At 40.4% G+C, this 23,591-nt stretch carries 26 protein-coding genes, 1 tRNA gene and 1 riboswitch; of the genes, 20 read left to right on the forward strand and 7 right to left on the reverse strand.

All coding sequences use genetic code 11. The annotated features are described in order from the left end of the window. The first annotated feature begins 437 nt into the window (after nucleotides 1–437). From FE005_RS11165 to FE005_RS11185, 5 genes are all read left to right on the forward strand, one after another. Complete coding sequence (locus tag FE005_RS11165) at nucleotides 438–1,751, forward strand: glycoside hydrolase family 28 protein (RefSeq protein ID WP_138371792.1); 1,314 nt, start codon at nucleotides 438–440, stop codon at nucleotides 1,749–1,751. A 170-nt stretch (nucleotides 1,752–1,921) separates the two neighbouring features. Beyond that, nucleotides 1,922–2,113: a hypothetical protein gene (locus FE005_RS11170; protein ID WP_138371793.1), complete on the forward strand. Its 192-nt coding sequence runs from the start codon at nucleotides 1,922–1,924 to the stop codon at nucleotides 2,111–2,113. Nucleotides 2,114–2,403: 290 nt separating this feature from the next. Next, entirely contained in the window at nucleotides 2,404–2,850 is a 447-nt protein-coding gene (locus FE005_RS11175) for a GNAT family N-acetyltransferase (protein ID WP_113849843.1), read from the forward strand. Between the two features lie 87 nt (nucleotides 2,851–2,937). After that, nucleotides 2,938–3,801 carry a VOC family protein gene (locus FE005_RS11180; RefSeq protein WP_138372214.1) on the forward strand — a complete coding sequence of 288 codons (864 nt, stop codon included), beginning with the start codon at nucleotides 2,938–2,940 and terminating at the stop codon, nucleotides 3,799–3,801. A gap of 117 nt (nucleotides 3,802–3,918) precedes the next feature. Continuing rightward, nucleotides 3,919–4,137 (forward strand): hypothetical protein, encoded by a 219-nt coding sequence (locus FE005_RS11185; RefSeq protein WP_005472469.1) that lies wholly within the window; start codon nucleotides 3,919–3,921, stop codon nucleotides 4,135–4,137. Nucleotides 4,138–4,337: 200 nt separating this feature from the next. Here FE005_RS11185 and FE005_RS11190 read toward each other — a convergent pair whose 3' ends face one another. From FE005_RS11190 to FE005_RS11210, 4 genes are all read right to left on the reverse strand, one after another. Further along, nucleotides 4,338–4,829, reverse strand: a complete 492-nt coding sequence (locus FE005_RS11190) for a prolyl-tRNA synthetase associated domain-containing protein (protein ID WP_138371794.1) — start codon at nucleotides 4,827–4,829, stop codon at nucleotides 4,338–4,340. 353 nt (nucleotides 4,830–5,182) lie between these two features. Beyond that, complete coding sequence (locus FE005_RS11195) at nucleotides 5,183–5,593, reverse strand: hypothetical protein (protein ID WP_003127172.1); 411 nt, start codon at nucleotides 5,591–5,593, stop codon at nucleotides 5,183–5,185. A gap of 57 nt (nucleotides 5,594–5,650) precedes the next feature. Beyond that, nucleotides 5,651–5,953 carry a hypothetical protein gene (locus tag FE005_RS11200; RefSeq protein WP_138371795.1) on the reverse strand — a complete coding sequence of 101 codons (303 nt, stop codon included), beginning with the start codon at nucleotides 5,951–5,953 and terminating at the stop codon, nucleotides 5,651–5,653. Between the two features lie 710 nt (nucleotides 5,954–6,663). Further along, nucleotides 6,664–6,745, reverse strand: a tRNA-Leu gene (locus tag FE005_RS11210). A gap of 198 nt (nucleotides 6,746–6,943) precedes the next feature. Between FE005_RS11210 and FE005_RS11215 the strand changes: the two genes are divergently transcribed. The 4 genes from FE005_RS11215 (at nucleotide 6,944) to FE005_RS11230 (ending at nucleotide 11,574) form a co-directional block, all read left to right on the forward strand. Next, nucleotides 6,944–8,053 (forward strand): hypothetical protein, encoded by a 1,110-nt coding sequence (locus FE005_RS11215; protein WP_138371796.1) that lies wholly within the window; start codon nucleotides 6,944–6,946, stop codon nucleotides 8,051–8,053. Next, nucleotides 8,053–9,267, forward strand: a complete 1,215-nt coding sequence (locus FE005_RS11220; RefSeq protein ID WP_103300051.1) for an ABC transporter permease — start codon at nucleotides 8,053–8,055, stop codon at nucleotides 9,265–9,267. The genes FE005_RS11215 and FE005_RS11220 overlap by 1 nt, the downstream gene beginning before the upstream one ends. Nucleotides 9,268–9,278: 11 nt before the next feature. Further along, entirely contained in the window at nucleotides 9,279–10,154 is an 876-nt protein-coding gene (locus FE005_RS11225) for an ABC transporter ATP-binding protein (protein ID WP_005472477.1), read from the forward strand. Nucleotides 10,155–10,356: 202 nt separating this feature from the next. Continuing rightward, complete coding sequence (locus tag FE005_RS11230) at nucleotides 10,357–11,574, forward strand: pyridoxal phosphate-dependent aminotransferase (protein ID WP_003127177.1); 1,218 nt, start codon at nucleotides 10,357–10,359, stop codon at nucleotides 11,572–11,574. Nucleotides 11,575–11,722: 148 nt separating this feature from the next. Here FE005_RS11230 and FE005_RS11235 read toward each other — a convergent pair whose 3' ends face one another. Further along, nucleotides 11,723–11,902, reverse strand: coding sequence for a DUF2187 domain-containing protein (locus FE005_RS11235; protein ID WP_003127178.1), 180 nt, complete (start codon nucleotides 11,900–11,902; stop codon nucleotides 11,723–11,725). 142 nt (nucleotides 11,903–12,044) lie between these two features. Between FE005_RS11235 and FE005_RS11240 the strand changes: the two genes are divergently transcribed. Together FE005_RS11240 and nagA are read left to right on the forward strand one after the other, a co-directional pair. Next, nucleotides 12,045–12,902 (forward strand): helix-turn-helix transcriptional regulator, encoded by an 858-nt coding sequence (locus FE005_RS11240; RefSeq protein ID WP_003127180.1) that lies wholly within the window; start codon nucleotides 12,045–12,047, stop codon nucleotides 12,900–12,902. A gap of 56 nt (nucleotides 12,903–12,958) precedes the next feature. Further along, a complete protein-coding gene (nagA, locus tag FE005_RS11245; RefSeq protein WP_060814168.1) occupies nucleotides 12,959–14,104 on the forward strand; it encodes an N-acetylglucosamine-6-phosphate deacetylase in 1,146 nt (381 codons plus the stop codon). A gap of 188 nt (nucleotides 14,105–14,292) precedes the next feature. Here nagA and FE005_RS11250 read toward each other — a convergent pair whose 3' ends face one another. Continuing rightward, nucleotides 14,293–14,889 carry an aromatic acid exporter family protein gene (locus tag FE005_RS11250; RefSeq protein WP_003127183.1) on the reverse strand — a complete coding sequence of 199 codons (597 nt, stop codon included), beginning with the start codon at nucleotides 14,887–14,889 and terminating at the stop codon, nucleotides 14,293–14,295. 96 nt (nucleotides 14,890–14,985) lie between these two features. Between FE005_RS11250 and FE005_RS11255 the strand changes: the two genes are divergently transcribed. After that, nucleotides 14,986–15,936 carry an aromatic acid exporter family protein gene (locus FE005_RS11255; protein WP_005472481.1) on the forward strand — a complete coding sequence of 317 codons (951 nt, stop codon included), beginning with the start codon at nucleotides 14,986–14,988 and terminating at the stop codon, nucleotides 15,934–15,936. Between the two features lie 55 nt (nucleotides 15,937–15,991). On the opposite strand, the gene FE005_RS11260 is transcribed toward FE005_RS11255, so the two are convergent. Then, nucleotides 15,992–16,948, reverse strand: a complete 957-nt coding sequence (locus FE005_RS11260; RefSeq protein ID WP_081131358.1) for a Gfo/Idh/MocA family protein — start codon at nucleotides 16,946–16,948, stop codon at nucleotides 15,992–15,994. Between the two features lie 125 nt (nucleotides 16,949–17,073). Between FE005_RS11260 and FE005_RS11265 the strand changes: the two genes are divergently transcribed. The 8 genes from FE005_RS11265 to purK all read left to right on the forward strand — a co-directional run bounded on the left by FE005_RS11265 (nucleotide 17,074) and on the right by purK (nucleotide 23,586). Then, nucleotides 17,074–17,577, forward strand: coding sequence for a hypothetical protein (locus FE005_RS11265; RefSeq protein WP_034704725.1), 504 nt, complete (start codon nucleotides 17,074–17,076; stop codon nucleotides 17,575–17,577). Nucleotides 17,578–17,590: 13 nt separating this feature from the next. Next, nucleotides 17,591–18,379 carry a D-alanyl-D-alanine carboxypeptidase family protein gene (locus tag FE005_RS11270; protein WP_117474474.1) on the forward strand — a complete coding sequence of 263 codons (789 nt, stop codon included), beginning with the start codon at nucleotides 17,591–17,593 and terminating at the stop codon, nucleotides 18,377–18,379. Then, complete coding sequence (locus FE005_RS11275) at nucleotides 18,372–18,971, forward strand: glycoside hydrolase family 73 protein (RefSeq protein WP_003127188.1); 600 nt, start codon at nucleotides 18,372–18,374, stop codon at nucleotides 18,969–18,971. The genes FE005_RS11270 and FE005_RS11275 overlap by 8 nt, the downstream gene beginning before the upstream one ends. A gap of 20 nt (nucleotides 18,972–18,991) precedes the next feature. Next, on the forward strand, nucleotides 18,992–19,669 hold the full coding sequence (locus FE005_RS11280; RefSeq protein WP_138371797.1) for a hydrolase: 678 nt from the start codon (nucleotides 18,992–18,994) through the stop codon (nucleotides 19,667–19,669). A gap of 89 nt (nucleotides 19,670–19,758) precedes the next feature. After that, nucleotides 19,759–19,856: riboswitch (purine riboswitch) on the forward strand. A gap of 75 nt (nucleotides 19,857–19,931) precedes the next feature. After that, nucleotides 19,932–20,513 carry a xanthine phosphoribosyltransferase gene (locus tag FE005_RS11285; RefSeq protein ID WP_003127190.1) on the forward strand — a complete coding sequence of 194 codons (582 nt, stop codon included), beginning with the start codon at nucleotides 19,932–19,934 and terminating at the stop codon, nucleotides 20,511–20,513. Continuing rightward, nucleotides 20,513–21,817 (forward strand): nucleobase:cation symporter-2 family protein, encoded by a 1,305-nt coding sequence (locus tag FE005_RS11290; RefSeq protein ID WP_060814165.1) that lies wholly within the window; start codon nucleotides 20,513–20,515, stop codon nucleotides 21,815–21,817. Before FE005_RS11285 ends, FE005_RS11290 begins: the two co-directional genes overlap by 1 nt. A gap of 172 nt (nucleotides 21,818–21,989) precedes the next feature. Next, nucleotides 21,990–22,475 carry a 5-(carboxyamino)imidazole ribonucleotide mutase gene (gene purE / locus FE005_RS11295; RefSeq protein ID WP_003127192.1) on the forward strand — a complete coding sequence of 162 codons (486 nt, stop codon included), beginning with the start codon at nucleotides 21,990–21,992 and terminating at the stop codon, nucleotides 22,473–22,475. Then, nucleotides 22,468–23,586: a 5-(carboxyamino)imidazole ribonucleotide synthase gene (gene purK / locus FE005_RS11300; protein WP_171917740.1), complete on the forward strand. Its 1,119-nt coding sequence runs from the start codon at nucleotides 22,468–22,470 to the stop codon at nucleotides 23,584–23,586. The genes purE and purK overlap by 8 nt, the downstream gene beginning before the upstream one ends. The last annotated feature ends 5 nt before the right edge of the window (nucleotides 23,587–23,591 follow it).

Raw genomic sequence — 23,591 nt, forward strand, 5'->3', positions numbered from 1 at the left:
CTCGTTGGTTTTAGCATATCTCTTAAAGATAAGAATGTCAATATACCAATGATGCACACGTTAACTTTTTTCTATAGACCTGTGTTCATGTGAATTTTTTTGTGCTAGAATGGAAATATCTTAAGAAATGATTTTGTCAGTAATTACAGGAGGAATCCCATGAAAAGGGTAGGGGCTATTCAGAAACATTCAACCTTTTTTTATAACATTTTCCTTCCATTTTCTATAATTGGAAGCGTTTTAATAATAGGGTTTGGAAGTTTCATTTATCATCGCACATATAAGGATATTCAGAAAACATTGGTCCAAAATCAGCAAAATTTCGTTCAGCAAGTCAAAGGAAATCTCGATCAAAAAATTCAGATCGCTTTAAAGGATTTGCACAGCTGTGCAAACTAGCCTTTTAATAGAACCTTTAAAGAAGGAAGGGGAAAAGAATGGAAATTAGTATTGACATCAACGATTATTTAAATGAAAAGTCAGTGACAGCAACAATCCAAGGGTATATCGATCAGCTTCATCAGGCAGGAGGAGGGAGGCTGATGTTTGCCTCGGGTGTGTATCCAACAGGTTCACTGATATTAAAAAGTAATGTTGAACTCCATCTACAACCGGGAGCTGTTCTTCGATTCTCGGATGATCCCAAAGAGTATCCAGTGGTGGTTTCGCGTTGGGAAGGGGTGAAACGGGAAGTCTATGCTTCTTGTATCTATGCCGACGGTGCCGAAAATATTGCAATCACAGGTTTTGGCACGATAGATGGTCAAGGTCAGAAATGGTGGGATGTCTTTCGCGATCATCCAGAGCAGCTAGAATATCCGCGACCAAAACTGATCAGTTTTGATTCTTGTCAGCAAATCACATTGCGAGATGTTAGTTTGGTTAATTCTCCTAGCTGGACAGTCAATCCAATCTTATGCCAAGACATCACTGTGGATAATATTAAGATCAAAAATCCTGCAGACTCGCCAAATACTGATGGCATTGATCCGGAGTCTTGCAAAAATGTTCGTATCAGCAATTGTTTGATCGATGTAGGGGATGATTGTATTGCCATTAAATCAGGAACAGAAGAGACAAAAGAACGCGTTTCCTGTGAAAATATCACGATCAGCAACTGTCAAATGCTCCATGGTCATGGTGGGGTCGTTTTAGGAAGCGAAATGAGCGGAGATATTCGTAATGTGACCATCTCAAATTGTATATTCCAAGACACCGATCGCGGCATTCGTTTGAAATCTCGTAGAGGACGCGGCGGGGTTATTGAGGATATTCGAGTGAACAACCTAATTATGGACAATGTGATTTGCCCATTTACGCTGAATTTGTATTATTTTTGTGGTCCCAAAGGAAAAGAAAAGTATGTTTGGGATAAAAATCCTTACCCAATCTCTGAGGAGACTCCTCAGTTTAGGAGAATTCATTTTGCCAATATCTCCGCGCGAAATGTTCATGCTGCTGCTGGTTTTATTTATGGTTTATCTGAACAATTCATTTCAGATATCTCGTTTCATGAAGTAGCAATTTCCATGGCAAAAGAGCCCATACCCGGAAAACCAGCTATGATGACTGGAATGGAAGAGATGACCAGTCAAGGATTCTATATTGGCTGTGCTAAAAATGTTCATTTTGACCGTTTAGAATTAGTCGATGTTGAACATGCCTTCCATATCGAGAATAGCCAGGGGATTGAAGTTGACCGTTCCCAAGAAAATGGTAAGCCTCTCGTGCTTCATGGTGATTTTTCGTGAAACAGCGGCAAACGTTGCAAAGGTTTGGATCATTTCATAGAAAGGAACCAATAGTTCTTGTAAGAAAGTTCTTTTATGAGAAAACGATTGTCTCGAAAAGTTTTTGTTAGAACTCAATTAACAAGAACCAGTGTCGGCTTATTTTTGCCTATCCTTATGAGAAAAAGCTAGTGCCTTTTGTTCTTTTCAACCACTCTCATGGAGGCAGTTTTTCTATTGACAAAGAAGAATTACGCAGTAGCAGTCATTATTTGCAGCCAGAAAGTTTTCTAGAAACATTGATCGCTGAGGGCTATGCAGGTGGAGCAATCGATATTTGGGAATTTGGTGAGAGAAAACATGGTGAAAGTACGGTGTTTTAAAATTTTAGTTCATAGAACAAACCACTCTGGACCACCATACTCAATAACAATCAACAGTTCTGAATCTACAATGAAGCGTATTGATGGATCAGAAAGTAAATCAGATATAAAAACGGCTGGCAGCCTAGAGGGGGCTTGCCAGCCGTTTTATATCGTCTGTGCTTTATAAGAACTTATTATATTAGAGAAGCCAACTACGCCAAAAGGGGTTTCCGAATAAACAATTATCAAGCCGAAAGTGGTAAAATAATGCGAATGCTGCTTAATTTCAATAAGGAAGGGTTTTTGAAATGGAAATTAAATTTTTGCAAAAAGATCAACCAAACTGGTTGGCTTATGCGGATCAAATTGCCAGCGTCGATTGGAAAGCTGCTACATTTGTAGCAAATAAGATGCGTCAGAGAAGCTATAACGACTGGGAAGGCGTTTTTGTGGCTGTTGCCCACAATCAATTAGCTGGATTTTGTACGATCGTCAAAGAGGATATTGTCCCTCTTCAAGTCGCTCCTTTTATTGCGACCGTGTATGTTGCTCCCAGCTATCGCGGCAATCATCTTAGTCAGCAATTGGTATCTGCTGCAGAACGGCGCTTGCATCAGATCGGTTTTGATACGATCTATATTGTCACTCAGCTGACAGGTTTGTATGAAAAATTGGGCTATCAACAAATTGAGACAGCCACCGATCGCTTCGGGAGAAGGATGCGTGTTTTGGCAAAAAATGAAGAATTCTGCTAGTCAAGCAAATCTCTTTACTTACTTTAAGTTAGTGTTATTATTAAAGTAACAAGTCATCCATTCGAGATGAGAAAAGGAGCAGAAACAATGACGGTGATTATTCCAGAATTTCAACTTCATGAACAGACTCAAATTGGGAAAGTTGTCTTAAAAGTAGCCAACTTAGAAAAAATGATTGTTTTTTATACTCAAGTGATCGGACTATCATTGATCGAAAAAAATCAGCAGACAGCTCGCTTAGGTACGACAGAGAAAATACTGCTTGAATTGATCAAAGTCGAAAATCCATTGCCTCTCACAAGGAAAACAGGACTGTTTCATGTCGCTTTCCTTTTGCCGACTCGCAAAGATTTAGGCAATACATTGATCCATTATTTGCAAAGCAATGCACCGATCGATGGCGCCAGTGATCATGGCTACAGCGAAGCATTGTACTTAACAGATCCCGAGGGGAATGGGATTGAAGTGTATCGTGATAAACCAAAATCTGAATGGGATATTCGAGAAGATGGCGAAATTGTTGGAATTACAAAAGAAATGGATGCAGAGGGGGTTGTCGCAGCAGCAGACAGCCAACAATCAAGTTTCCCCACAGGTACTATTGTGGGACATGTTCATTTAAAAGTTGCTGATTTAGCCCAGACAGAAACTTTTTATACCCAAGTCGTAGGACTGAGCTTAAAAAATAATTTTGGGAACCAAGCAAAATTTTTTGCGGCAGGAGATTATCATCACCATATTGGCTCGAATACTTGGATGGGCAAAGGTGTGACTCCTATGGCAGACAATGATCTAGGATTGGCTTATTATACCTTTGTGCTCCCAGACAAAGAAGCCTTTGAGTCATTGCTCACGCATCTTGAGAAGGAAAATGTATCCTTTACTCTTGAATCAAGTAGGCGTTTGGCTTTATTGGATCCAAATGGTATCCAAGTCAAAATGGAATACTAGGTAAAAATGATAGCTTTTGATGTTTTTGAATCCTTGATAGCAGTTTCAGTCTAAAGACGGATGGGGAAAGATCGGCTTTATGAGATACTTGGCATATCAAAAAAGGAGTGCAGGAACATGAAATGGTGGCATCTGATGAATACGCTATGGGTTTCATTGATTTTAACCAGTTTGCTGGTACTATTTGTTCAAGACCCATTTATGACTAATTATGGCATCGATCCAATGGCGAAATTTGCTTACTTGGCATTGATTGGTATTCTTGCGATTGGATTATATGGCGTCCAATCCGTCTGGAAACATCAATTAATGAAAGTATCAATGACAAAAAAATAAGCGGGGACCCGCCAGCGGGTCCTTTTTTGTTTTTGAAAGTCAGTTGCGGATGTGAAGCAAAAAATACCTTTTAGATGATAGTTTGCCGGGCAGCAAGTTTTGTGCACATTGATGAGGGGTGACTGGCGGGTTTGACAAAATAGATGCCAGTAAAAAGTATCAGGGCTGTGCGGACTGATTCCAGCACAACCCCATGAAAATCAGGAGATATCTATGATCTGATAAGAAAAGCCATTGACCGTTAAAAAGTTGAATACATCCTTGGTAGCAAGGAAGATCGTCTTGGTATTTGTATTAGGATGGAAACTCATTCGTGGTTCTTTAGTGATTTCGCGCTCAAAGAAAATCTGAATATCTCGCTCCGAATTGTTTAAGAGCCCAAATATGGAGACAACGCCAGGTGGTAAGTGCATTTTTTTCCTCAAAAGATCAGGAGAAGCTAATTTGACTCGTGATTCACCAGTGATTTCTTTGAGCAGATTTAGATCAAGCCGTTTTTGATCGTCCATTATTAGGAGATAATAGGCGGTCTTTTTTTTATTGGTTAAAAACATCGATTTTGTTCGAACCCCATCAATTCCAGCAATATAGCTGTCTGCTTCCGCAGTTGTACTTGCAGGCGGGTGTTCGATCACTTCAAAGGAAATGTTCAAGTCGGTCAGTTTTGCAGCAACAGATTCAAAAGGATCCAATACGATCAACTCCTAGTCTCTTTTTTATTACTATATCATAAGTATAAGTTTTAAAATGCCTATTCAATCGCATGAAAGATAGAGAGAGTAACAAAAAAGCAGCGTAGCTGCTAGTGTAGGTCGTTAACTTTAGTGATCGAAATCTGAAAACAGATCTGAAAAAATTTCTCATAAAGAATTGAGGAGCAAAGAGCTTTCGTCATGCGCATGGATCGAGCGTCTGTCAGTGAGAAGAAGCTGCTTTTTACAGGCTGATTCTGCCATTAGTTGTCAAAATACCCCCTTTTGCTTGATAAAGAGCAAGTAAGCGTCTCGTTACCAAATTATTTTTCCAAAGATTCATAAGCAGAAAGTTACTGAGATTCTTCGGCTGCAAGTTTGAGACCAAATTTAGAGATCACCCACAGTAGAACAGCAGCAATCAGGGTACCAACAAATCCAAAAAACATGTCTAGGGGATCGGGGGTATTCATAACGCCTAATACCGTTTCGCTTAATAAATTGGCAATCAGCAAGAAAATAGTCAATCCGAGAGTATAGGTGAATTTGACGCCCATCAATAACCAAAAATACCCTAGCAGACCAATGATCAAGCTAATAGAGAAATTGGAAATGTGTAAATAAAAGTCGGGGTAAATCGCTGTAAAAAAGGTTATATCTAGATATTTTGATAAATAGGCAAATAGTGCCAAAAAAATCAGTAGTAAATAGAGTAAAGATGCCCAAACTTTTGGGTAATAATGTAGCTTTATTTGATTTTTCAATATGAACTCCTGTAATCGATTGATTGGCTCAAAACCGTAGCTATTATTCTGGTATAGTTAGGGATTGTTAATAAAAAACGCAGCTAGTGTTTTTTTTATTTGTTGATAGTCTTTTGTAACAAAATAGTTGGCTGGGACATTGATGATCGGCAGATCATTTTCGTTGTCAAACGGGACAAATGGATCAGGTACAACCAAATAATCCACTTGGTCTTTATCGCGGAAATAATTGATTGAGACATCATAATCATTGGCGAAATAATTCTTAAGCTCAGAATAATCTGCAAAAAAGAACGCTGGTGACAATGTGGTATAACTGAGCCCATTACTTGCAGTCAAAACGAAACAGATTTTTTTCATCTTATTTCTCCTTTTTTATGATTTTATTCGTACGTATATGTTAAGGGGGAGATCGATGAGAATGGTGTAAAAATACTAAAGGATCAAGAAAGTGTCCTGCACGTATTTACCAAACAATGTTTAAACCAAAACAGCTCGGTTGTCTGTGTCTTTTTATAGACAAGTTCATTCTTTTTTACTGGTCAATCGAGTGCTGTTAATTAGTGAGATCTGACTAACGACGGTCTAAATGAAAAGCAATTATTTGCTGACTCTAGTTTCTTTTTTTTGGTTTCTTTTATCATAGAGAAGTTTGAGCAACTCATAGAGAGCCGTGAGTACTGCAATGCAAAAAAGTAAAGTCGTATATCTGATAAGAAAAATTAGATTGAACCATAATCCGTAGACCATCGGCATAACCACGATCAAGCAAAGATACAATTCGATTTTTCGGCGTCTCCTCAATTGCAGCCATCGTTCATCAGACATGTTCTCGCTCCTTTGATCAAGATAGAATTTCCATGCAATCTTCTATGTGTTTGACTCTACGTATAGACAAATAGAAGAAATACTTAGAAACAGTATAACCGAAAATGACAAAACCACATAACTAGGACGGCAATTTCGTCCTAGTTGTGTTTTTGTCATAGATTTATAAATAACAATTGCATACAACTAATTGAACTGGAAATACAAAAAAAGCAAATTACCGAAGTAATTTGCCGGTACGATGCAGACGATGGGATTTGAACCCACACGAGCTAAGCTCACACGCCCCTCAAGCGTGCGTGTCTGCCGTTCCACCACGTCTGCTTATTGTTTTTGTAGACTGACAGCTGATTGCAGCCATCACGTCTAAAAAACATGTTACCGATTATCTTCACGTTTGTCAATGCTATTTTAGGGATTTATAAAAGGACATTTTTCTTGCTTTTTATTGAAAAAAAATATTTAAGTGGCAGAATCTGGTATAATGAGAAAATAACTTTGAAGCTTTAAGGAGATTGATAAATGAACTACTTTAAAAATCTGCTGGCTAAATCGATTCGGCAGCGCCGTTTTTTGTTTACGATGATGGCAGCGTTCTTGATTGGTGTGGGGCTCGCTTTTTATCTTACATTCATGGAACCAGTGAATGTACAGGCAGAAATCACTATGCAAAAAGCGCAAGCATTACGGCTTGTAGACAATTATCAGAATTATCCAAATGAATCTCAGGACAAGCAAGAAACCTATCAACTGCTGCTGGCAAACAACACATTATCTAATCGGCAAGCCTCGAATCTAATCATGGAAGAATTTCCTCGTTTCAATCGGACCAGTGAAGAGATTGCAACAATTCAGCTGCAATTATGGGAAACCGCTTTACCAGATAAAGCCTTTTTACCATCTATCTGGCAATTGCAGCAAAATAAAGTGGTAGCAGCGCAATTAGAAGAACAGGAAAAAGCTCCTTTTCTTACTGTTGACAATGCGCAGACTGCTGTTGCGTTGACTATTCAAGTGTTATTGGGATTTGGCTTTTTATTCCTGGCATTTTTTGCTAGCGATAATTTGCTGGAAGAAAAGCGCCATTTTTCTCTGATCCATTCCTATCCACAAGTCTTCCCTATAAGGATGATCAGTAAAGTCGGGGTAAAGATGATTGGTCATCTGGCAACGATCAGCCTGTTGCTTCTAGGAATCACTGCGGCCATGTCGGTGATCGGACGATGGGGGGATTGGCACTATCCAACGGCTGTCTATTATCATCATACTTGGCATGCCGTACCTTTCTGGCAATACTTTCTATTGGTACTCGTGCTTTTGACAAGTTTGATTATTGTGACAGAATTACTGGGCTTTGTGGCCAATGTTTTGATTCCAAATCGCTATGTTTCTTTTTTTCTCCTTTGTCTTTGCTATGGTCTCGGTACAATAGCTAGTACACCATCCAGTAAATATTCCCCTTTTGCTGTTTTTGATTTGCAAAAGATCCTCACAGGTGAGTTTGCAGTCAGATCGCAATCGACAGTCGGGTTAGGGACAGCTTTCATCCTTCTTTTCTTATGGGGGGTGGGAGCGGTCGCCTTCTTGTTGATCGCAGATAAGAAAAACTGGCTAGCGAAAGGAGTCATATAATGAAAAATTATTTTCTCTTTGAACTACAGCAATTAATCAAAAGTAAAAAAACGATCGGGCTATGGTGCTTGTTAGTAATCGTTGCTGGCGTATACAGTTTTCGTGATCGCACCTATCGGCCAATTGAGCGAATAGACAAAAATGAAATTGAACAGCGGTATTTGACTAGACAATCCTTTTTGGATGAACAAGCAGAAAATCCCTCAGATCATTGGTCCGCCGCCATGGCAGTAGCGATGTTCGAGCCATGGAATCAAGCAGATAGCTTACGATTAACTTCCCTAGCTGCCAATGATTGGCAAAAGTATGCCAAAGCAACGAGCCAATGGTATCAGCTGAGTCTCCAATATACCGATGATGAAACAATTTTCTTCACGCCTGACTATTATACTTATCAGAACTATTATGCGGCTTATGATGGGAAATACGGCTATGCCTCCACTGCAAAATGGATGGAAAGTGCCAGCCAATTACCAAACAAAAAGCTTTCCAAGTATGTGTTGGAACAAAAAACGGGTATCCAATCTGTTCAGCGGGCATTTACGAATTACTTGCCGTTTCTCTTTCTTGGCGTGACGATCTTTTTGGCAATCGATAGTCTGACCAAAGATCGTCGACACAAAAGCTTATTCTTATCTTTGCCGGTGACGGTAGATGAGATTCTTTGGGCGAAGACAGCGGCACTGTTTATTGTGTCAACACTGATGATGATCAGTACACTCGTTTTGATTTGGATCGGTGTCGGCTGCCAATTCGGCTTTGGCTCATTGGACCTACCCGTCAGTATCTTGTCTTCATCCTTTGATGCCCGTTATCCTATTTCTTCTGCCGATGTTTTTTATACACGCCCTGTTGGAGTTTTCTTACTTCAGTGTATGGGGGTAGGAATCGTGCTGCAATTGATCTATATCCGAGGCATTCTCTTGCTTAGCACACTTTGGCGCTCAGAATTAGCCAATCTCTTTCTTGCTGGTTTTGGCTTGATTAGTCCACTTATTTTTCAGAGACGCTGGTTTAGTGCATTCTTGGATAAATCAAATGATGCCTATTTGTATCAAAATTATGGTCAGATCCTTTCAGGATTCAGCCGTTTTTATTTTGGGTCCTCTGAGTTTGTCCTTGCGAAAGGACTGCTGCTTTTTGGTGTAGTGTGGCTGCTGATCGAGATCGGTCTTTTTGTTCGTGTACAGCAGAAGCAATTTAAGCTTGTTTAGGAGGTTTGGAAATGTTAGCAATGAAAAACGTAACTGTGACATTTAAACGAAATGTTTTGGATGATTTAACGTTGGCCTTTCATCCTGGAGAAATCGTCGGCTTAGTGGCGCCGAACGGTACTGGAAAATCAACACTACTCAATGTATTGATGAATTTTGTTCAGCCGACTAGTGGGGAGATCTTTCTCGATCAAACACAGCTTTACACGTCCAAGAAGTCAGAAATGGCAGCTCACCAGAAAATCTCTTTTTTCCCTGATCAGAACGATCTATATAATGATCTCAGCGGATTAGAACATTTAAAACTTTATCAACGAATGTGGCGATCAGAGGAAGCGCTGATTGATCAAACCGTGAATCAATTAAGAATGACTGACTATATCAAGCGGCCGGTTGGAACCTATTCGTTGGGGATGCGTCAAAGACTGTGTTTTGCGATGCAGATCGTGACAGACACGCCCTATATGTTGATGGACGAAGTCATGAATGGGTTGGATCCGACCAATGTGGAATTGATTTCTAACGTTTTAAAAGGGTTGCGGGAGAAAAAGAAATCGATCCTGATTGCTTCCCATATTTTGACCAATTTGGATAGTTATGCAGATCGCGTTTTGTTTTTGAAAGATGGCAAGATTATCCATGAATACCTGGGAAAGAATTCTTTAGTAGATGAACCAATTTATTTAAAAGCAAAAGATCCAGAGTTTTTGGTTTCATTTCCCGAATTAACAACATTGACAATCGATCTTCAAGAACAAGTCTATTTAATCGAAATCAGTGATCCTCAGCTGCCGCAACGCTTTATTGAAGCTGGTTTTACAGAATTTTCAATTGGCCATCTCGCATTAGCTGAACGCTATTTAAAATTCTTTCCAGAGAATGACTGAACAAAAACGAATGAACGGCTAGGCAATAAAAGAGCGTTCATTCGTTTCTTTTAGAAAAGAATTTATTTAAAAGTCGTAAAGTTCTGTCAATTTGACCGTTTTTTTTCTAAACTTTTTGCTATAATAAATGCAATCTTTTAAAAAAGAATATCACTAGAACCAAGGTAATTTGCATTGATTCTACTGTCAAAGGAGAATTCGAATGAGAAAATTTGAAAAGTCATCAAAACTAGAAGGCGTAAGTTATGATGTCCGGGGACCAGTCCTAGAAGAAGCAGAACGGATGCAAGAAGAAGGCATCAGCATCTTGAAATTGAATACAGGTAATCCGGCACCATTTGGTTTTGAAGCGCCAAATGAGATCGTCCGTGACTTGATTATGAATGTGCGGGAGTCTGAAGGCTACTCTGATTCTAAAGGAATTTTTTCAGCCCGCAAAGCCATCGAGCAATATTATCAATTACAAAAGTTTCCAAATGTGACGATCAATGATATTTATACCGGAAATGGTGTATCAGAACTGATCACCATGTGTATGCAAGGGCTATGTAATAATGGCGATGAAGTGTTGGTGCCGATGCCTGATTATCCTTTATGGACGGCATCGATCTCTTTAGCTGGTGGAAAACCTGTACACTATATTTGCGATGAACAATCTGACTGGAACCCAGATATTGAAGATATTCGTTCAAAAATCACAAGTAAAACGAAAGCCATCGTGATCATCAACCCTAATAATCCTACAGGTGCTGTCTATCCAAAAGAAGTATTGCAGCAAATTGTTGATGTGGCTCGCGACCATGACTTGATTATTTTTTCTGACGAAATCTATGATCGGTTAGTAATGGATGATTATGTTCACGTCCCAATCGCTACATTAGCTCCGGATCGCTTTGTTGTGACTCTTGGTGGATTGTCTAAATCACATCGTGTAGCCGGATTCCGGGTTGGCTGGATGGTCCTTAGCGGGGATAAGAGAAACGTTAAAGATTATATTGAGGGCTTGAATATGCTTTCCTCTATGAGGCTTTGTTCAAATGTTCTTTCTCAGCAGATCATTCAGACGGCGTTAGGTGGCTATCAAAGTTCGGATGAACTGCTGCTTCCAGGAGGAAGGATCTATGAGCAAAGAGAGTATATTTATCAAGCATTGAATGACATTCCTGGTTTATCAGCTGTTAAACCTAAAGCGGCATTTTATATTTTCCCTAAGATCGATGTCAAACGCTTCAATATTAAGAATGATGAACAGTTTGTGTTGGATTTTCTGCATGAGCACCATGTGCTATTAGTGCACGGGGGCGGATTTAATTGGCAAGAACCAGATCATTTCCGAATCGTTTATTTACCGAATATGGATGATTTGAAAGCAACGACCGAAAAGATGCGGGAGTTTTTAGCCACTTATCAGCAAAAATAAGTAAGCAATAGTAGGAATGAACAATAGTAAAAAAAACGAACAGTTGGCTCCTTATCCTGTACCTTGTAGCAAGGCATCGGACCAGATCCAACTGCTCGTTTTTTTGATTGATCGAATATCTTAAAATCATAGCGCTTATTGCATATGCTTAGTCAGCAGTCTGCTGACATTTTTTTTTACTGATGATCATTCGATCATTGAATTTTTCCAGCATTTCTTCGCTAGGGTCTGTCACTTGCACAAGAACCGAATTTTCATATTCTCTTTCGACTTTTCCTGCATAGACCTTGCCTTCCCAAGTGAAGGTAATGGTGCTGTTAATCGTCATAGAAACACCTCGTTTTAAATTGTTAAAAAATACCAAGATATTGTTGGAATTGCTTTCCTTTTTGCTATTATGTGCTAAAATGAAGAAAATTAAAAATGCGAATTCGCATTTTTTTTAATGTTGAAAAAGTTGGAGGAGAGTCATGGCAAATTCACAAGAATCCTTTGGCCAAATCATTCGCACGTTCCGCAAAAAGCGCAAGATGACACAAAAGATGTTGGCAGAAGATATCTGTTCACAAAGTGTTTTGAGCCGGATCGAAAATAATGAAGAATTACCGAATGTATTGGTCATGCATCAAATCTGTCAACGATTAGGCGTTACCTTAGATCAAGTAATGATGCTCCATGCTGAAGAGATCAATCGAACGAATCAAGTGTTCGCTCAAATGGAAAGCCATTTTGTTCATAAAGAGTACCAAGAGTTATTGACCAAACTGCAGGATAAAACGATCATGGACTATCTATATTTGGACGCAGACATGCAAATGTACTATTACTTTTTAGGGAGTTGCGAATATTTCTTGTTCCAAGATTATGAAGCAGCGATTGAAAGCCTTAAAAAAGGCTTATCCTACTCTTATCAGCAAGATAAAATCAATATCTCTGTGATGGAGATTCGACTCTTAAGTTGTATGGGGCGAGTGTATAATGATATGCAGCAATTAGAAGAAGCACGTTTTCATCTAGAAAAAAGTTACCATGGGGTGCAAGTGCTGCCGGCAGAACGGATGACCACAACCTTGACCAAAGTATTCTACAACTATGCAGTTTTTTTAGCGAAACAAGAAGAATTCACCACTGCTTTACAAATTCTAGAAGAAGGTATCGATCTTGCCAGAGAAAAGAACAGTTTCTATTTTTTAGAAGAATTGTTTGAACTGAAAGGCCATGTCTTTGTCGCTCTTGACAATCAGCAAGCAGCCGATGAAAGTTTTGCTCTTTATCAAGCGGTCGTCGATATTCGAAATTCATCGAGAAATGGTGTAGACCTTTCTTGACTTCTTACTCAAATAAGAGTAATTTTAAGGAAGAAAAGAAATAAGGAGCGATCAAGATGAAAACATATATTTATGCGGACAAATTCTTTTTGAAGTCAGCTGTTCATGGGGCAGGTTATCTGGAGATCATTGACGGCAAATTTGGCGATATCGTCAATGAAGTACCGGAAGATGCGGAAGTAAAAGATTATTCTGGGCAATGGATAGCTCCAGGACTCGTAGATACCCATATCCATGGGTTCATGAACCACGATGTCATGGACAACGATGCAGAAGGGATCAAAGCTATGTCAGAAGGCTTATTGTCTTGTGGTGTAACTTCTTTCTTGCCGACGACATTGACTTCCAGCAAAGAACGTCTAAGAGATGTAGCAGAAACTGTCGGACAAGTGAAAGATTCTGTTACCGGTGCGAAAATCCAAGGGATTTATTTTGAAGGACCTTTCTTTACTGAAGAACACAAAGGTGCTCAAAATCCAATCTATTTTGGTGATCCAGACATCGATACATTCCACGAATGGCAGGAAGCTTCTGGTGGGATTATCAAAAAAATTGCCTTAGCTCCTGAACGTAAAGGCGTTACCGATTTTGTGTCTCAAGTGACAGAAGAAGGTGTTGTGGTTGCCTTAGGTCATAGTAATGGGACTTTACAGGAAGCTGAAGCTGCTGTTGAAGCAGGAGCCAGTGTTTTTGTTCATGCCTATAACGGAATGAGAGGACTAAATCACCGTGAACCAGGGATGGTAGGAGCATTGCTATCATTAAAAGAAGTATTCTCTGAATTGATCTGTGATGGACATCATGTTCATCCGCAAGCGGCTGAGATCTTGATGGAAAAAGCCGGGCATGACCATGTTGCTTTGATCACCGACTGTATGATGGCAGGAGGTATGCCGGATGGAGATTATATTCTTGGAGAATTCCCTGTTGTCGTAAAAGATGGAACAGCTCGTCTAAAAGAAGGAAACTTGGCCGGAAGTATTTTGAAATTAAAAGAAGCCATCAAAAATGTTGTTGAGTGGGAGATTGCTACCCCGCAAGAAGCAATCATGATGGCAAGTCTAGTGCCAGCAATCAGTTGTAAAATCGATGACAAATGCGGCATGATCAAGAAAGGTCGAGCAGCTGACTTTATCGTGTTGGACCCTCAAATGAATCTGCAAGCGACATTTTTAGATGGTGTTTGCCGGTACGAAGCTTAAGCAGAAAAAAGACACAGATCGCCAATTGGTGATCTGTGCTTTTTTGTAAAAACGTTTAATTGTTTTATCGATTTTCATCAATAGCTGGAAGGTAGATCAAATTTTTCTTGCCCAACAAAAGAAAACAGCAAAAACGCCTTCCTCACAAGCTGTCTTGATACGCAAAAAGCTAAGTAGTGAGAGGGCGTTTATTTTTGTTCTTGCTGCTTGGAGATTTCTTCTTGAACATCTTCCAGCATAGTTTTCAATTCCGTTTCTCTTTCCTTCAATACAACCAAGTCTTCTTTGATTTCTGCTTGTTTTTCTTTTTCGGGAGGCCTCAAGACAAAATTGATGAAGATCGCAATCAGCGTACCAATAAAAGTGTCTAATACGCGATCTAATGCAAAAATAAAAGACTCTCCTTGTGGAACACTAAGAGTGATCAATAACATCGTAGCAATTCCAGAAATAATACCGGAATTATTATTGATCCCATCCGAAAGAACGATAATGAAGGCCACTAAAGCGGGGAGCACCAATAACTCGATCAAAAAATCATTGTGGAAATATTGTTTCATGAAGAAGTAGATGATGGCAGTAGCCCCACCGATCGAATTTCCTAAAACTCGTGATTTCCCAAAAGAAAGGGTCGTTGTTAAATCTTGACGTAGTGAGAAGACAGCGGAAAGGGCAGCGATCAAAGGCTGTCCGCGATTCAAAAATCGAAACAGCAAGATACACAACATGACAGCAATTGCGGTTTTTATCGTTCGCATCCCTAGACGAAAGCGGCCAAATTGCATGATCGATTTCCTCCTTTTCTTTAATCATAACCAAAATAACCGATAAATTCTAGTGAAATCCTTTTTTGTTTAGTATACTTTGAAAGGAGGTGCAGAATGAAAATTGGAATGAGAACAGTCAAGACAGCGATTGCTTCGGGTTTATCGATGGCAGTGGCTCAAGCGATTGGGTTATTATATGCGCCAGCCGCAGGGATCATTGCGATTTTGAGCGTAGGCAACACAAAGAAAACATCGCTTTATACGGGCATTGGACGCTTGATCTCACTGGCACTGGCGACAATTCTGGCATTTTGCAGTTTTTCGCTTCTGGGATATAATCCTTTAGGGTTTGTGCTCTTTTTGTTTTTGTTCATCCCAATGGCTGTCCGTTTTTCATTGACAGATGGCATCGTGGTCAATTCAGTCTTAGTAACGCACTATTTACTGGAAGAATCCTTTGCTTGGCGCTTGATCGTCAATGAATTCTTGCTCATGATTCTCGGAGTTGGCTTTGCATTAGTATTTAATCTTTATATGCCAGATGGAGAAAAAGAACTGAAAGAATTGCAGCAAGAAACAGAAAAGACGTTTAAAAGACTTTTAAAAGATATGTCTGAACACTTAAATCAACCTTCTCGATTGACCTTGCAAGGGCAATGTCAATCATTATTGGCAAAGATTCGACAAGGACAAGAAAAAGCACAGGTCCATCAAGAAAACCAATGGAGCCAAAAGAATAGTTACTATGAAGCGTATTTTGCGATGCGGCGTGCGCAAGTTCGTTTGTTGACAGAAATGATTGGTCTCTTGCGATCCATTTGGGTAGAAGAAGTTTATACAGAGAAATTTCGTGCCTTGCTGCTGTATACCGCAGAAACATTTGATGAAGCTAACGACGGCGAAGACCTTTTGCTAAGGATCGAAGAGTTGTATCAAGATTATCGACAAAAACCGCTGCCTAGAAATCGCGAGGAGTTTGAAAATCGCGCGCAATTGTTTCAATTTTTGCAGTCGTTTAAACGTTTTATTGAAATCAAAGCCGAATTTGCTGAACGGGATCATTAAGAAAAGGAAAGAATACGACTGCCCAGCGAATCAAATCGCTGGGCAGTCAATTGTTTTATTTTGTTTGCTTCCAAAATTGTTGCATCTGGTCTAAGACGGCAATGACGTCACTTGTTAGATGGATCGATCCTTTAGAAGTCCCTTCAATAGTTTTAATCATATTGGCGATTTCGTAATTTAGTGCTTGGGTCGTATCGCCTGTTTCAATAAACTCATTGGAGCCATCACGATAGTGGATGGTTGCTTTATCAGCCCGCGGATATTCTTCGACTGTGATATAGCCTTCTTCAAAAGCAACGATTCCTGTTTTTGGCATTTTAGCTTGGAAAGTTAGGGTCACACTGGCCATTTCATCAGCTGGGTTACGCAAAATCGTCACGGATTGTTCGTCAACGCCGGTTTCAAAAGGCTTCATGCTGCTGAATTCTACCTTTGGTGACTCACTCATGAAAAAGCGGGCAAAAGAGACGGCATAAGTACCAATGTCAAGCAGTGCACCGCCGCCTAAATCAGGATTGAAAAAACGATTTTGAGGATCAGGATCCTTGTAACTGCCAAAAGGTGCTTGAATCATTTTTAATTTTCCTAGTTTGCCAGAGGCTACGATTTCTTTTAGACGATGATAAAGCGGCATGTTGTAGATGGTCATCGCCTCTTCTAAAACCAATCCTTTTTCTTTGGCTAAGGCCAGTTCTTCAGCAAGTTCATCGCCACTTGTAGTGATCGCTTTTTCGCAAAGAACGTGTTTCCCTGCTGCCAGTGCTGCCATGATGTAGTGATGGTGGATATCATTTGGTACCGCAATATAGACGATATCGATCGATGGATCAGCCAACATTGCTTCAGCAGATTCATAAGCCTGAGGAATCGAGAAACGTTCCGCAAATGCTTGGACTTTTGAGTAACGGCGGGCACAGACACCGTACAATTCGCTAGCATCGCTTGCAAATCCAGCGGCAAATTGTGTGGCGATGTCTCCAAGGCCAATTATGCCCCAACGATATTTTTTCATTTTCTATCAGCTCCTTCGTTTTTAGTATAACAAAACTTAGTGAATCTTAAAAATATTGCAAAGCCAAAGTTAAAAGTTCCATTTATGTCCAGCTTTCAGTAAAATAGATACAGGAGGGATGTATGATGCATAACGTGTCTATTGCAATTATTTTAAGTACAGTTATTGAACAATATTCTACGGAAGCTCGTTTCTATGAAACGCAGCTTGGAATCGATCGAGAACAATGGGAGGCCTGGAAAAATGGGACAGCGAGTTTGACACCTGCTGAAAATCAGAAAATCAAATTGCTGTTCTCTGATTATGAATGGATGCTGATTCAAAAAATTGTTCGTCAAACGGTGATCTATCCCGAAAAGAGAACAAGTGCGGTAGCTGAATTCAAGAAAATGAAGACACAGATTGCACGCACGTGGCTTTCAAATGATTTGGCAAAAGTGGAATTATTAACACAATCTGAAGAAAGTACTCAATACCTTGATTTAAGAGTCAGTATTACGTATGATGAATGGGGCTATGACGATATTTTGAACTTCCGTCTGCCTGCTTTTGTCCAACAACAAATCAAGAATGAGAAAATTGAGTTGTTGGCATGGGTCAAAGAGAATTTAGAAGAGACATATAATTAAAGGTAGGGTTTTTTTGAAAAAATATTTAGGTATCTTAGCTGCTGCTGGCTTTCTATTAATTAGTTTGGTAGCTAGTCTGCAGCAGGAACATTCAGCGAGCAGCGAAACAATCGCAAGTAGTCAGACAGTGGCGTCTAGCAGTGAAAAAGAACAAACAAGAGTCTCTCAGAAGAGTAAAGATTTTCCTAAAGTATCTTTAAATGATTGGGCGCTTGTTTTAGTGGGCCCCCTGAATAAAGGAACTGAAATCGATACGGGGGGATTAGCAAAATTAACCAATGGCTATCTCGTGGACAAACGAATCGTTTCTGACTATGAAAAATTAAAAGCTGCCGCAGAAAAAGCTGGTCATCCTTTAGTGATGATCTCCGCCTTTCGCTCCATCGCCTCGCAAAAGGCTGTTTTTGATCAGAATGTCACGATGCTGATGAGTCAAGGACAAAACAAAGAGAAGGCAATCGAAACAACCAAACGAACGATGACAGAACCAGGTTACAGTGAACACCATACGGGTTTAGCCGTAGACGTAGTTGATCGACAATGGTATGATTCTTATCCAGAAACCGTATTGGACCACCGATTTGGTGAGACAGATGGCGGCAAGTGGCTGCAAGCGCATGCCCGGGAATACGGCTTTATCATTCGTTACCCAGAAGGAAAGCAGGCCATTACTCAGATCGATTATGAACCTTGGCATTTACGCTATGTTGGTGTAGAAACTGCTACATATATTGAAAAACATCAACTGACTCTGGAAGAATTTCTAGAGCAAGTAAAAGAACAGGAGGAAGAAAATGAGTAAACGACGCAAAACAACGAAGACTCGACTGCCGTTTGTCTTTTTAGGTATCCTCCTGATTGGGCTTGCTTTTATTTTTTCAATGAACAGTTTAGCCGATCCCTTGCCGAAACAAGAGGATAGTGAAGAAATGACTCAGCAAGAATTTATTGATCGCATTGCACCTCATGCACAGGAATTGCAAAAGGGGTACGGTATTTTACCGAGCATTATTTTAGGGCAAGCCATCTTGGAGTCTGATTGGGGCAAAAGTACACTAGCTAGTGAATACAATAATCTTTTCGGAATCAAAGCATTTGGACATAGTAAAAAAGTGACATTAGATACCCAAGAGTTTTATAATGAGCAGTGGGTAACGATCCAAGGCGATTTTCGAGTCTATGATTCGTGGGAAGAGTCCATGGATGACCACACGATGCTCTTTGTCAATGGCGTAGACTGGAATCCAGCGCTCTATGTAAATGTTTTGTCGGCAACAGACTACAAAACAGCTGCCAAAGCATTGCAAGAAGCTGGTTATGCCACAGATCCGGATTATGCAGAGAAAATCATTCGTGTAATTGAAACCTATCATTTAAATCAATACGACCAATAGACGGAAAGAAGTGGGTGCCCATGGAAGAAAAATACATGCCAAAGATCACAACGGAACTGCGAAAAGATATCGTGAAAGTTCCTAAAGTTATCAGACAAGCCAGCGGGATTCAAATTTTTGGCAAACAGATCCGCTCGATCATTTTTACTACAGATATTGCAATCATCCGCAATACCAATGCAGATGCGGTGATTGCCGTCTATCCCTTTACCCCGCACCCTGCGATTACCAAAGCGATTATCGAGGCAGCTGATATTCCCGTATTTTCGGGGGTCGGAGGAGGTTTGACTCAAGGATTTCGTTCTTCTTATATGAGCATGTTTGCAGAAGCGCAAGGTTCCATTGGTGTGGTGCTAAATGGTCCGACACCACTGAAAACTGTGGAGCAGGTCTGTAAGGTCATTGATATTCCTGTGATCAGTACCGTAACTAGTAAATATACCAAAATTGATGAAAAATTGAAGCTAGGTGTCAAAGTGATCAATATCAGTGCTGAGAAAAAAACCGCTGAGACTGTTCGTTATTTTCGCGAGCGGTATCCTGAATTGCCAATCATCGCTACTGGAGGCCCTACAGATGAAAGTATTTTAGAAACGATCGAAGCAGGCGCCAATGCAATCACCTATACACCACCTTCCAATGGAGAGTTATTCAGCAAAAAAATGCAGCACTATCGGGAAATGGAAAAACCTGATTAGTGAGCATTGAGAAATAAAATGAGAACATTCTTATTTTGGAAGAGTTTTCTAAACTTGCCTTTTTAATCAATCTTCGGCATAATCGAACCTATCATTCATAAAATTTAACTTGTATATCGTCGTAATAAGGTCGACAGTCTCTACCCGATACCGTAAATATCGGACTATAAGTAAAAAAAGTGCCATTGATGCACCTTTTTTGCTTTAGCAAAAAAGGTGTTTTTTTGTTGATAGGCCTAAATGGAAAGGAAAGAGGTATAGGATGAAAAAGTTGATCGAACGGATCGAAAAAGACGGAAATGTTTTAGGTGATGGCGTTCTGAAAGTTGATAGTTTTTTAACGCACCAAGTGGATCCGGAATTAATGCAGGAAATCGGCACGACATTTGCCAAACGATTTCAAGCAGAGCAGATTACTAAAGTAGTGACTATCGAAGCTTCAGGGATTGCACCAGCTTTATTTACGGCACAAACATTAGGTGTGCCAATGATTTTTGCCCGTAAAGCCAAAAGTCTGACAATGGACGAAGAATTATTGACAGCCTCGGTTTATTCCTTTACCAAGCAAGTCACGAGTCAAGTATCGATTTCTCGGAAATTTTTGTCTGCGGAAGACAATGTATTGATCATCGATGACTTTTTAGCAAATGGCCAAGCAGCAAAAGGATTGATCGAATTGTGCCAGCAAGCCGGTGCAACGGTTGCTGGTATCGGAATCGTCATTGAAAAATCCTTCCAATCTGGACGAGCATTGCTTGAAGAAATGTCGATTCCTGTTGTTTCTCTCGCGCGGATCGCTTCCTTATCCGAGGGTAAAGCAACTTTCTTGGAGGGTGACGCTTAATGAACGAACAAAATGGACGCTCTGCTGTCTTAGGGTTGCAGCACTTGCTCGCGATGTATGCGGGTGCTGTCGCAGTACCACTATTGATTGGAACCGGGTTAGGATTTAATGAAGCCCAAATGACTTATTTGATTTCCATTGATATTTTTATGTGCGGGGTAGCAACATTGCTGCAATTGACCGTCACCCGTTTCTTCGGGATCGGATTGCCGGTTGTCTTGGGCTGTGCCATCCAAGCTGTTTCACCATTGATTTTGATCGGAACTAAGTCAGGGATCGGTGCCATTTATGGAGCCATTATTGCTTCTGGTATTTTTGTTGTTTTGATCTCCGGTGTCTTCTCAAAAATCAAAGTCTTGTTTCCGCCATTGGTTACGGGAACTGTCATTACAGTGATTGGTTTGACGTTGATCCCCGTTGCCATTACCAAAATCGGTGGTGGGGATGCTGCCGCAGCTTCCTTTGGCGCACCAGACAATTTACTCTTAGGTTTTGTCACGATTGCATTAATTATTGGTATTCAGATTTTTGCCAAAGGATTTCTTCGTTCGATTGCTGTTTTGATCGGTTTGATCGGCGGAACTTTGCTAGCAGCTGTCTTAGGGTTAGTTGATTTATCCGCGATTTCTCACGCGCCTGTCTTTCATTTGCCGCAGCCGTTTTACTTTGGGTTACCAACCTTTGATATTTGGTCGATTTTATTGATGATCATTATTTCAATCGTTAGTATGGTGGAGTCTACGGGGGTCTATTTTGCACTGGGAGATATTACAGGACAACCTGTTTCATCAGAATCATTGAAAAAAGGTTATCGGGCTGAAGGGTTAGCAGTGATTCTGGGCGGAATCTTCAACACATTCCCTTATACGGGCTTCTCACAAAATGTAGGGCTCGTACAGTTATCTGGTATCAAAACCCGTAAACCGATTTATTTCTCTGCGGTCTTTTTGATTATATTAGGTTTGTTTCCGAAAGTTGGTGCTTTGGCGCAAATCATTCCTGAAGCTGTATTGGGTGGCGGCATGTTAGTCATGTTCGGCATGGTGGCTGTCCAAGGGATGAGAATGTTGTCGAAAGTCGACTATTCAAATGACAAAAATTTGCTGATTATCGCTGTTTCACTGGGATTCGGCTTAGGGTTCAACATTATGCCAACTTTATTTAGCCGCTTACCTGAAACCTTGCAAATGTTTACTGGTAACGGAATTGTTATGAGCAGCATGACTGCGATTATCTTGAATCTTTTATTCAATGGCTTACCAAAAAAAGAAGCGGTCGAATCAGGAGAATTTAACGAAGTTTGATTTACGAAAGCATTCTGGTCAACAGGATGCTTTTTTTGTTTTAGAGAGAAGAAATAATCTTTTGTAAAAAGACGAACAATATATCTCGTATTTTTTCTATAGTTCGATTTTCTTTTGACTTTATGGATGTCACTTGCTAGTATTTAAGTGAATAATCGAAGGGAGTTGTCTTATGGAACAAGTAGCAGTCATTATGGGCAGTACGTCGGATTGGGAGACGATGAAACACAGTTGTGAGATTTTAGAGGAGCTTGGGATTCCCTATATCAAAAAGGTTGTTTCGGCTCATCGGACACCGGACTTGATGTTTTCCTTTGCCGAAAATGCAAGAGAAAAAGGGCTGAAAGTAATCATTGCTGGTGCTGGCGGTGCCGCTCATCTGCCAGGTATGGTCGCTGCAAAAACAACGTTACCCGTGATTGGCGTACCCGTTCAATCACGAACATTAAATGGATTGGATTCGTTACTTTCCATCGTACAGATGCCGGGAGGCGTTCCTGTGGCAACGACAGCGATTGGAAAAGCTGGTGCAATCAACGCGGGACTACTTGCAGCTCAGATGCTTTCCATGTATGATTTAGGAATAGCGGAAAAGTTGGATCAACGAAGAAAGACGTTGAAAGAAAAAGTAGTGGAAAGTAGTGATCAACTTGATTAAACCTTTGATGCCCAATGCGACGATCGGAATCGTTGGCGGCGGACAATTGGGGCGTATGATGGCAATGAGTGCCAAAAAAATGGGTTTCCGTGTCGGCGTGCTGGATCCAACAGCCAATTGTCCGACAGCACAAGTAGCTGACTGGCATATTGTTGCTGCTTATGACGATGTCTTTGCACTGGAAGAAATGGCGCGGCGTTCTGATGTGATTACTTATGAATTTGAGAATGTCAGCGTAGAGGCTTTGAATTCGATTTTGCCCTATGCAAATATTCCTCAGGGAACTGATCTATTGGCAATCACCCAAGATCGCTTGTTAGAAAAATCTTTTTTAGAAGCCAATAATATTGTTATTGCACCTTATGCGACAATCATCAGTCCTACCGATATTCAAGATGCCATCGAGAGTATCGGCTATCCTTGTGTATTGAAAACGACTCGAGGAGGCTATGATGGCAAAGGGCAATATGTTTTATACAGCACAGCTGATTTAGCGCCTTCGATGAATCTTTTGCGAGAAGGAACTTGTGAATTAGAAGCATGGATCCCTTACGAAAAAGAACTCTCGATCATGGTGGCAGGGAATGGTCGTGAAATCACCACTTTCCCAGTGGTTGAAAATATCCACCGCAACAATATCTTGCATCAAACGATTGCACCTGCTCGAATCGATTCTGAGGTAGCGGAGGAAGCAGAACGGATCGCGCGTGTGATTGCGCAAGCCCTTGATTTACGCGGTGTTTTAGCGATCGAGCTGTTCTTAACGAAAAGCGGCGGACTATATGTGAATGAGTTGGCACCACGCCCACATAATTCAGGTCATTACTCGATTGAAGCTTGTTCTATGAGCCAGTTTGATGCCCATGTACGTGGGATCTGCGGTTGGCCGCTTGCAGAGGTTAAACTGTTGAGTGATGCGGTCATGGTGAACATCTTAGGTGATGAACTCATTGAAACATATGACCTGATTGCTCATAAGCCAGATTGGCAATTCCATTATTATGGCAAAGAAGAAGCAAAGAGCGGTCGGAAAATGGGACACATTACGTTGTTGACCGAAGACATTACTGCTTCATTGGAAGAAATCTATCAAACGAATATTTGGGATTAAAGGAG

Source organism: Enterococcus sp. M190262 (genome assembly GCF_005843965.1).
GTDB lineage: Bacteria > Bacillota > Bacilli > Lactobacillales > Enterococcaceae > Enterococcus_D > Enterococcus_D gallinarum.

Bases quoted from the DNA above. Each gene is read 5' to 3' on its own strand.
- nagA (WP_060814168.1), top strand. From the start codon at position 12,959: ATGAAAACATATATTTATGCGGACAAATTCTTTTTGAAGTCAGCTGTT.
- FE005_RS11225 (WP_005472477.1), top strand. From the start codon at position 9,279: ATGTTAGCAATGAAAAACGTAACTGTGACATTTAAACGAAATGTTTTG.
- FE005_RS11165 (WP_138371792.1), top strand. From the start codon at position 438: ATGGAAATTAGTATTGACATCAACGATTATTTAAATGAAAAGTCAGTG.
- FE005_RS11215 (WP_138371796.1), top strand. From the start codon at position 6,944: ATGAACTACTTTAAAAATCTGCTGGCTAAATCGATTCGGCAGCGCCGT.
- FE005_RS11250 (WP_003127183.1), bottom strand. From the start codon at position 14,889: ATGCAATTTGGCCGCTTTCGTCTAGGGATGCGAACGATAAAAACCGCA.
- FE005_RS11185 (WP_005472469.1), top strand. From the start codon at position 3,919: ATGAAATGGTGGCATCTGATGAATACGCTATGGGTTTCATTGATTTTA.
- FE005_RS11240 (WP_003127180.1), top strand. From the start codon at position 12,045: ATGGCAAATTCACAAGAATCCTTTGGCCAAATCATTCGCACGTTCCGC.
- purE (WP_003127192.1), top strand. From the start codon at position 21,990: ATGGAACAAGTAGCAGTCATTATGGGCAGTACGTCGGATTGGGAGACG.
- FE005_RS11180 (WP_138372214.1), top strand. From the start codon at position 2,938: ATGACGGTGATTATTCCAGAATTTCAACTTCATGAACAGACTCAAATT.
- FE005_RS11280 (WP_138371797.1), top strand. From the start codon at position 18,992: ATGGAAGAAAAATACATGCCAAAGATCACAACGGAACTGCGAAAAGAT.
- FE005_RS11230 (WP_003127177.1), top strand. From the start codon at position 10,357: ATGAGAAAATTTGAAAAGTCATCAAAACTAGAAGGCGTAAGTTATGAT.
- FE005_RS11175 (WP_113849843.1), top strand. From the start codon at position 2,404: ATGGAAATTAAATTTTTGCAAAAAGATCAACCAAACTGGTTGGCTTAT.
- FE005_RS11200 (WP_138371795.1), bottom strand. From the start codon at position 5,953: ATGAAAAAAATCTGTTTCGTTTTGACTGCAAGTAATGGGCTCAGTTAT.
- FE005_RS11235 (WP_003127178.1), bottom strand. From the start codon at position 11,902: ATGACGATTAACAGCACCATTACCTTCACTTGGGAAGGCAAGGTCTAT.
- FE005_RS11265 (WP_034704725.1), top strand. From the start codon at position 17,074: ATGCATAACGTGTCTATTGCAATTATTTTAAGTACAGTTATTGAACAA.
- FE005_RS11275 (WP_003127188.1), top strand. From the start codon at position 18,372: ATGAGTAAACGACGCAAAACAACGAAGACTCGACTGCCGTTTGTCTTT.
- FE005_RS11290 (WP_060814165.1), top strand. From the start codon at position 20,513: ATGAACGAACAAAATGGACGCTCTGCTGTCTTAGGGTTGCAGCACTTG.
- FE005_RS11285 (WP_003127190.1), top strand. From the start codon at position 19,932: ATGAAAAAGTTGATCGAACGGATCGAAAAAGACGGAAATGTTTTAGGT.
- FE005_RS11260 (WP_081131358.1), bottom strand. From the start codon at position 16,948: ATGAAAAAATATCGTTGGGGCATAATTGGCCTTGGAGACATCGCCACA.
- FE005_RS11220 (WP_103300051.1), top strand. From the start codon at position 8,053: ATGAAAAATTATTTTCTCTTTGAACTACAGCAATTAATCAAAAGTAAA.
- FE005_RS11255 (WP_005472481.1), top strand. From the start codon at position 14,986: ATGAAAATTGGAATGAGAACAGTCAAGACAGCGATTGCTTCGGGTTTA.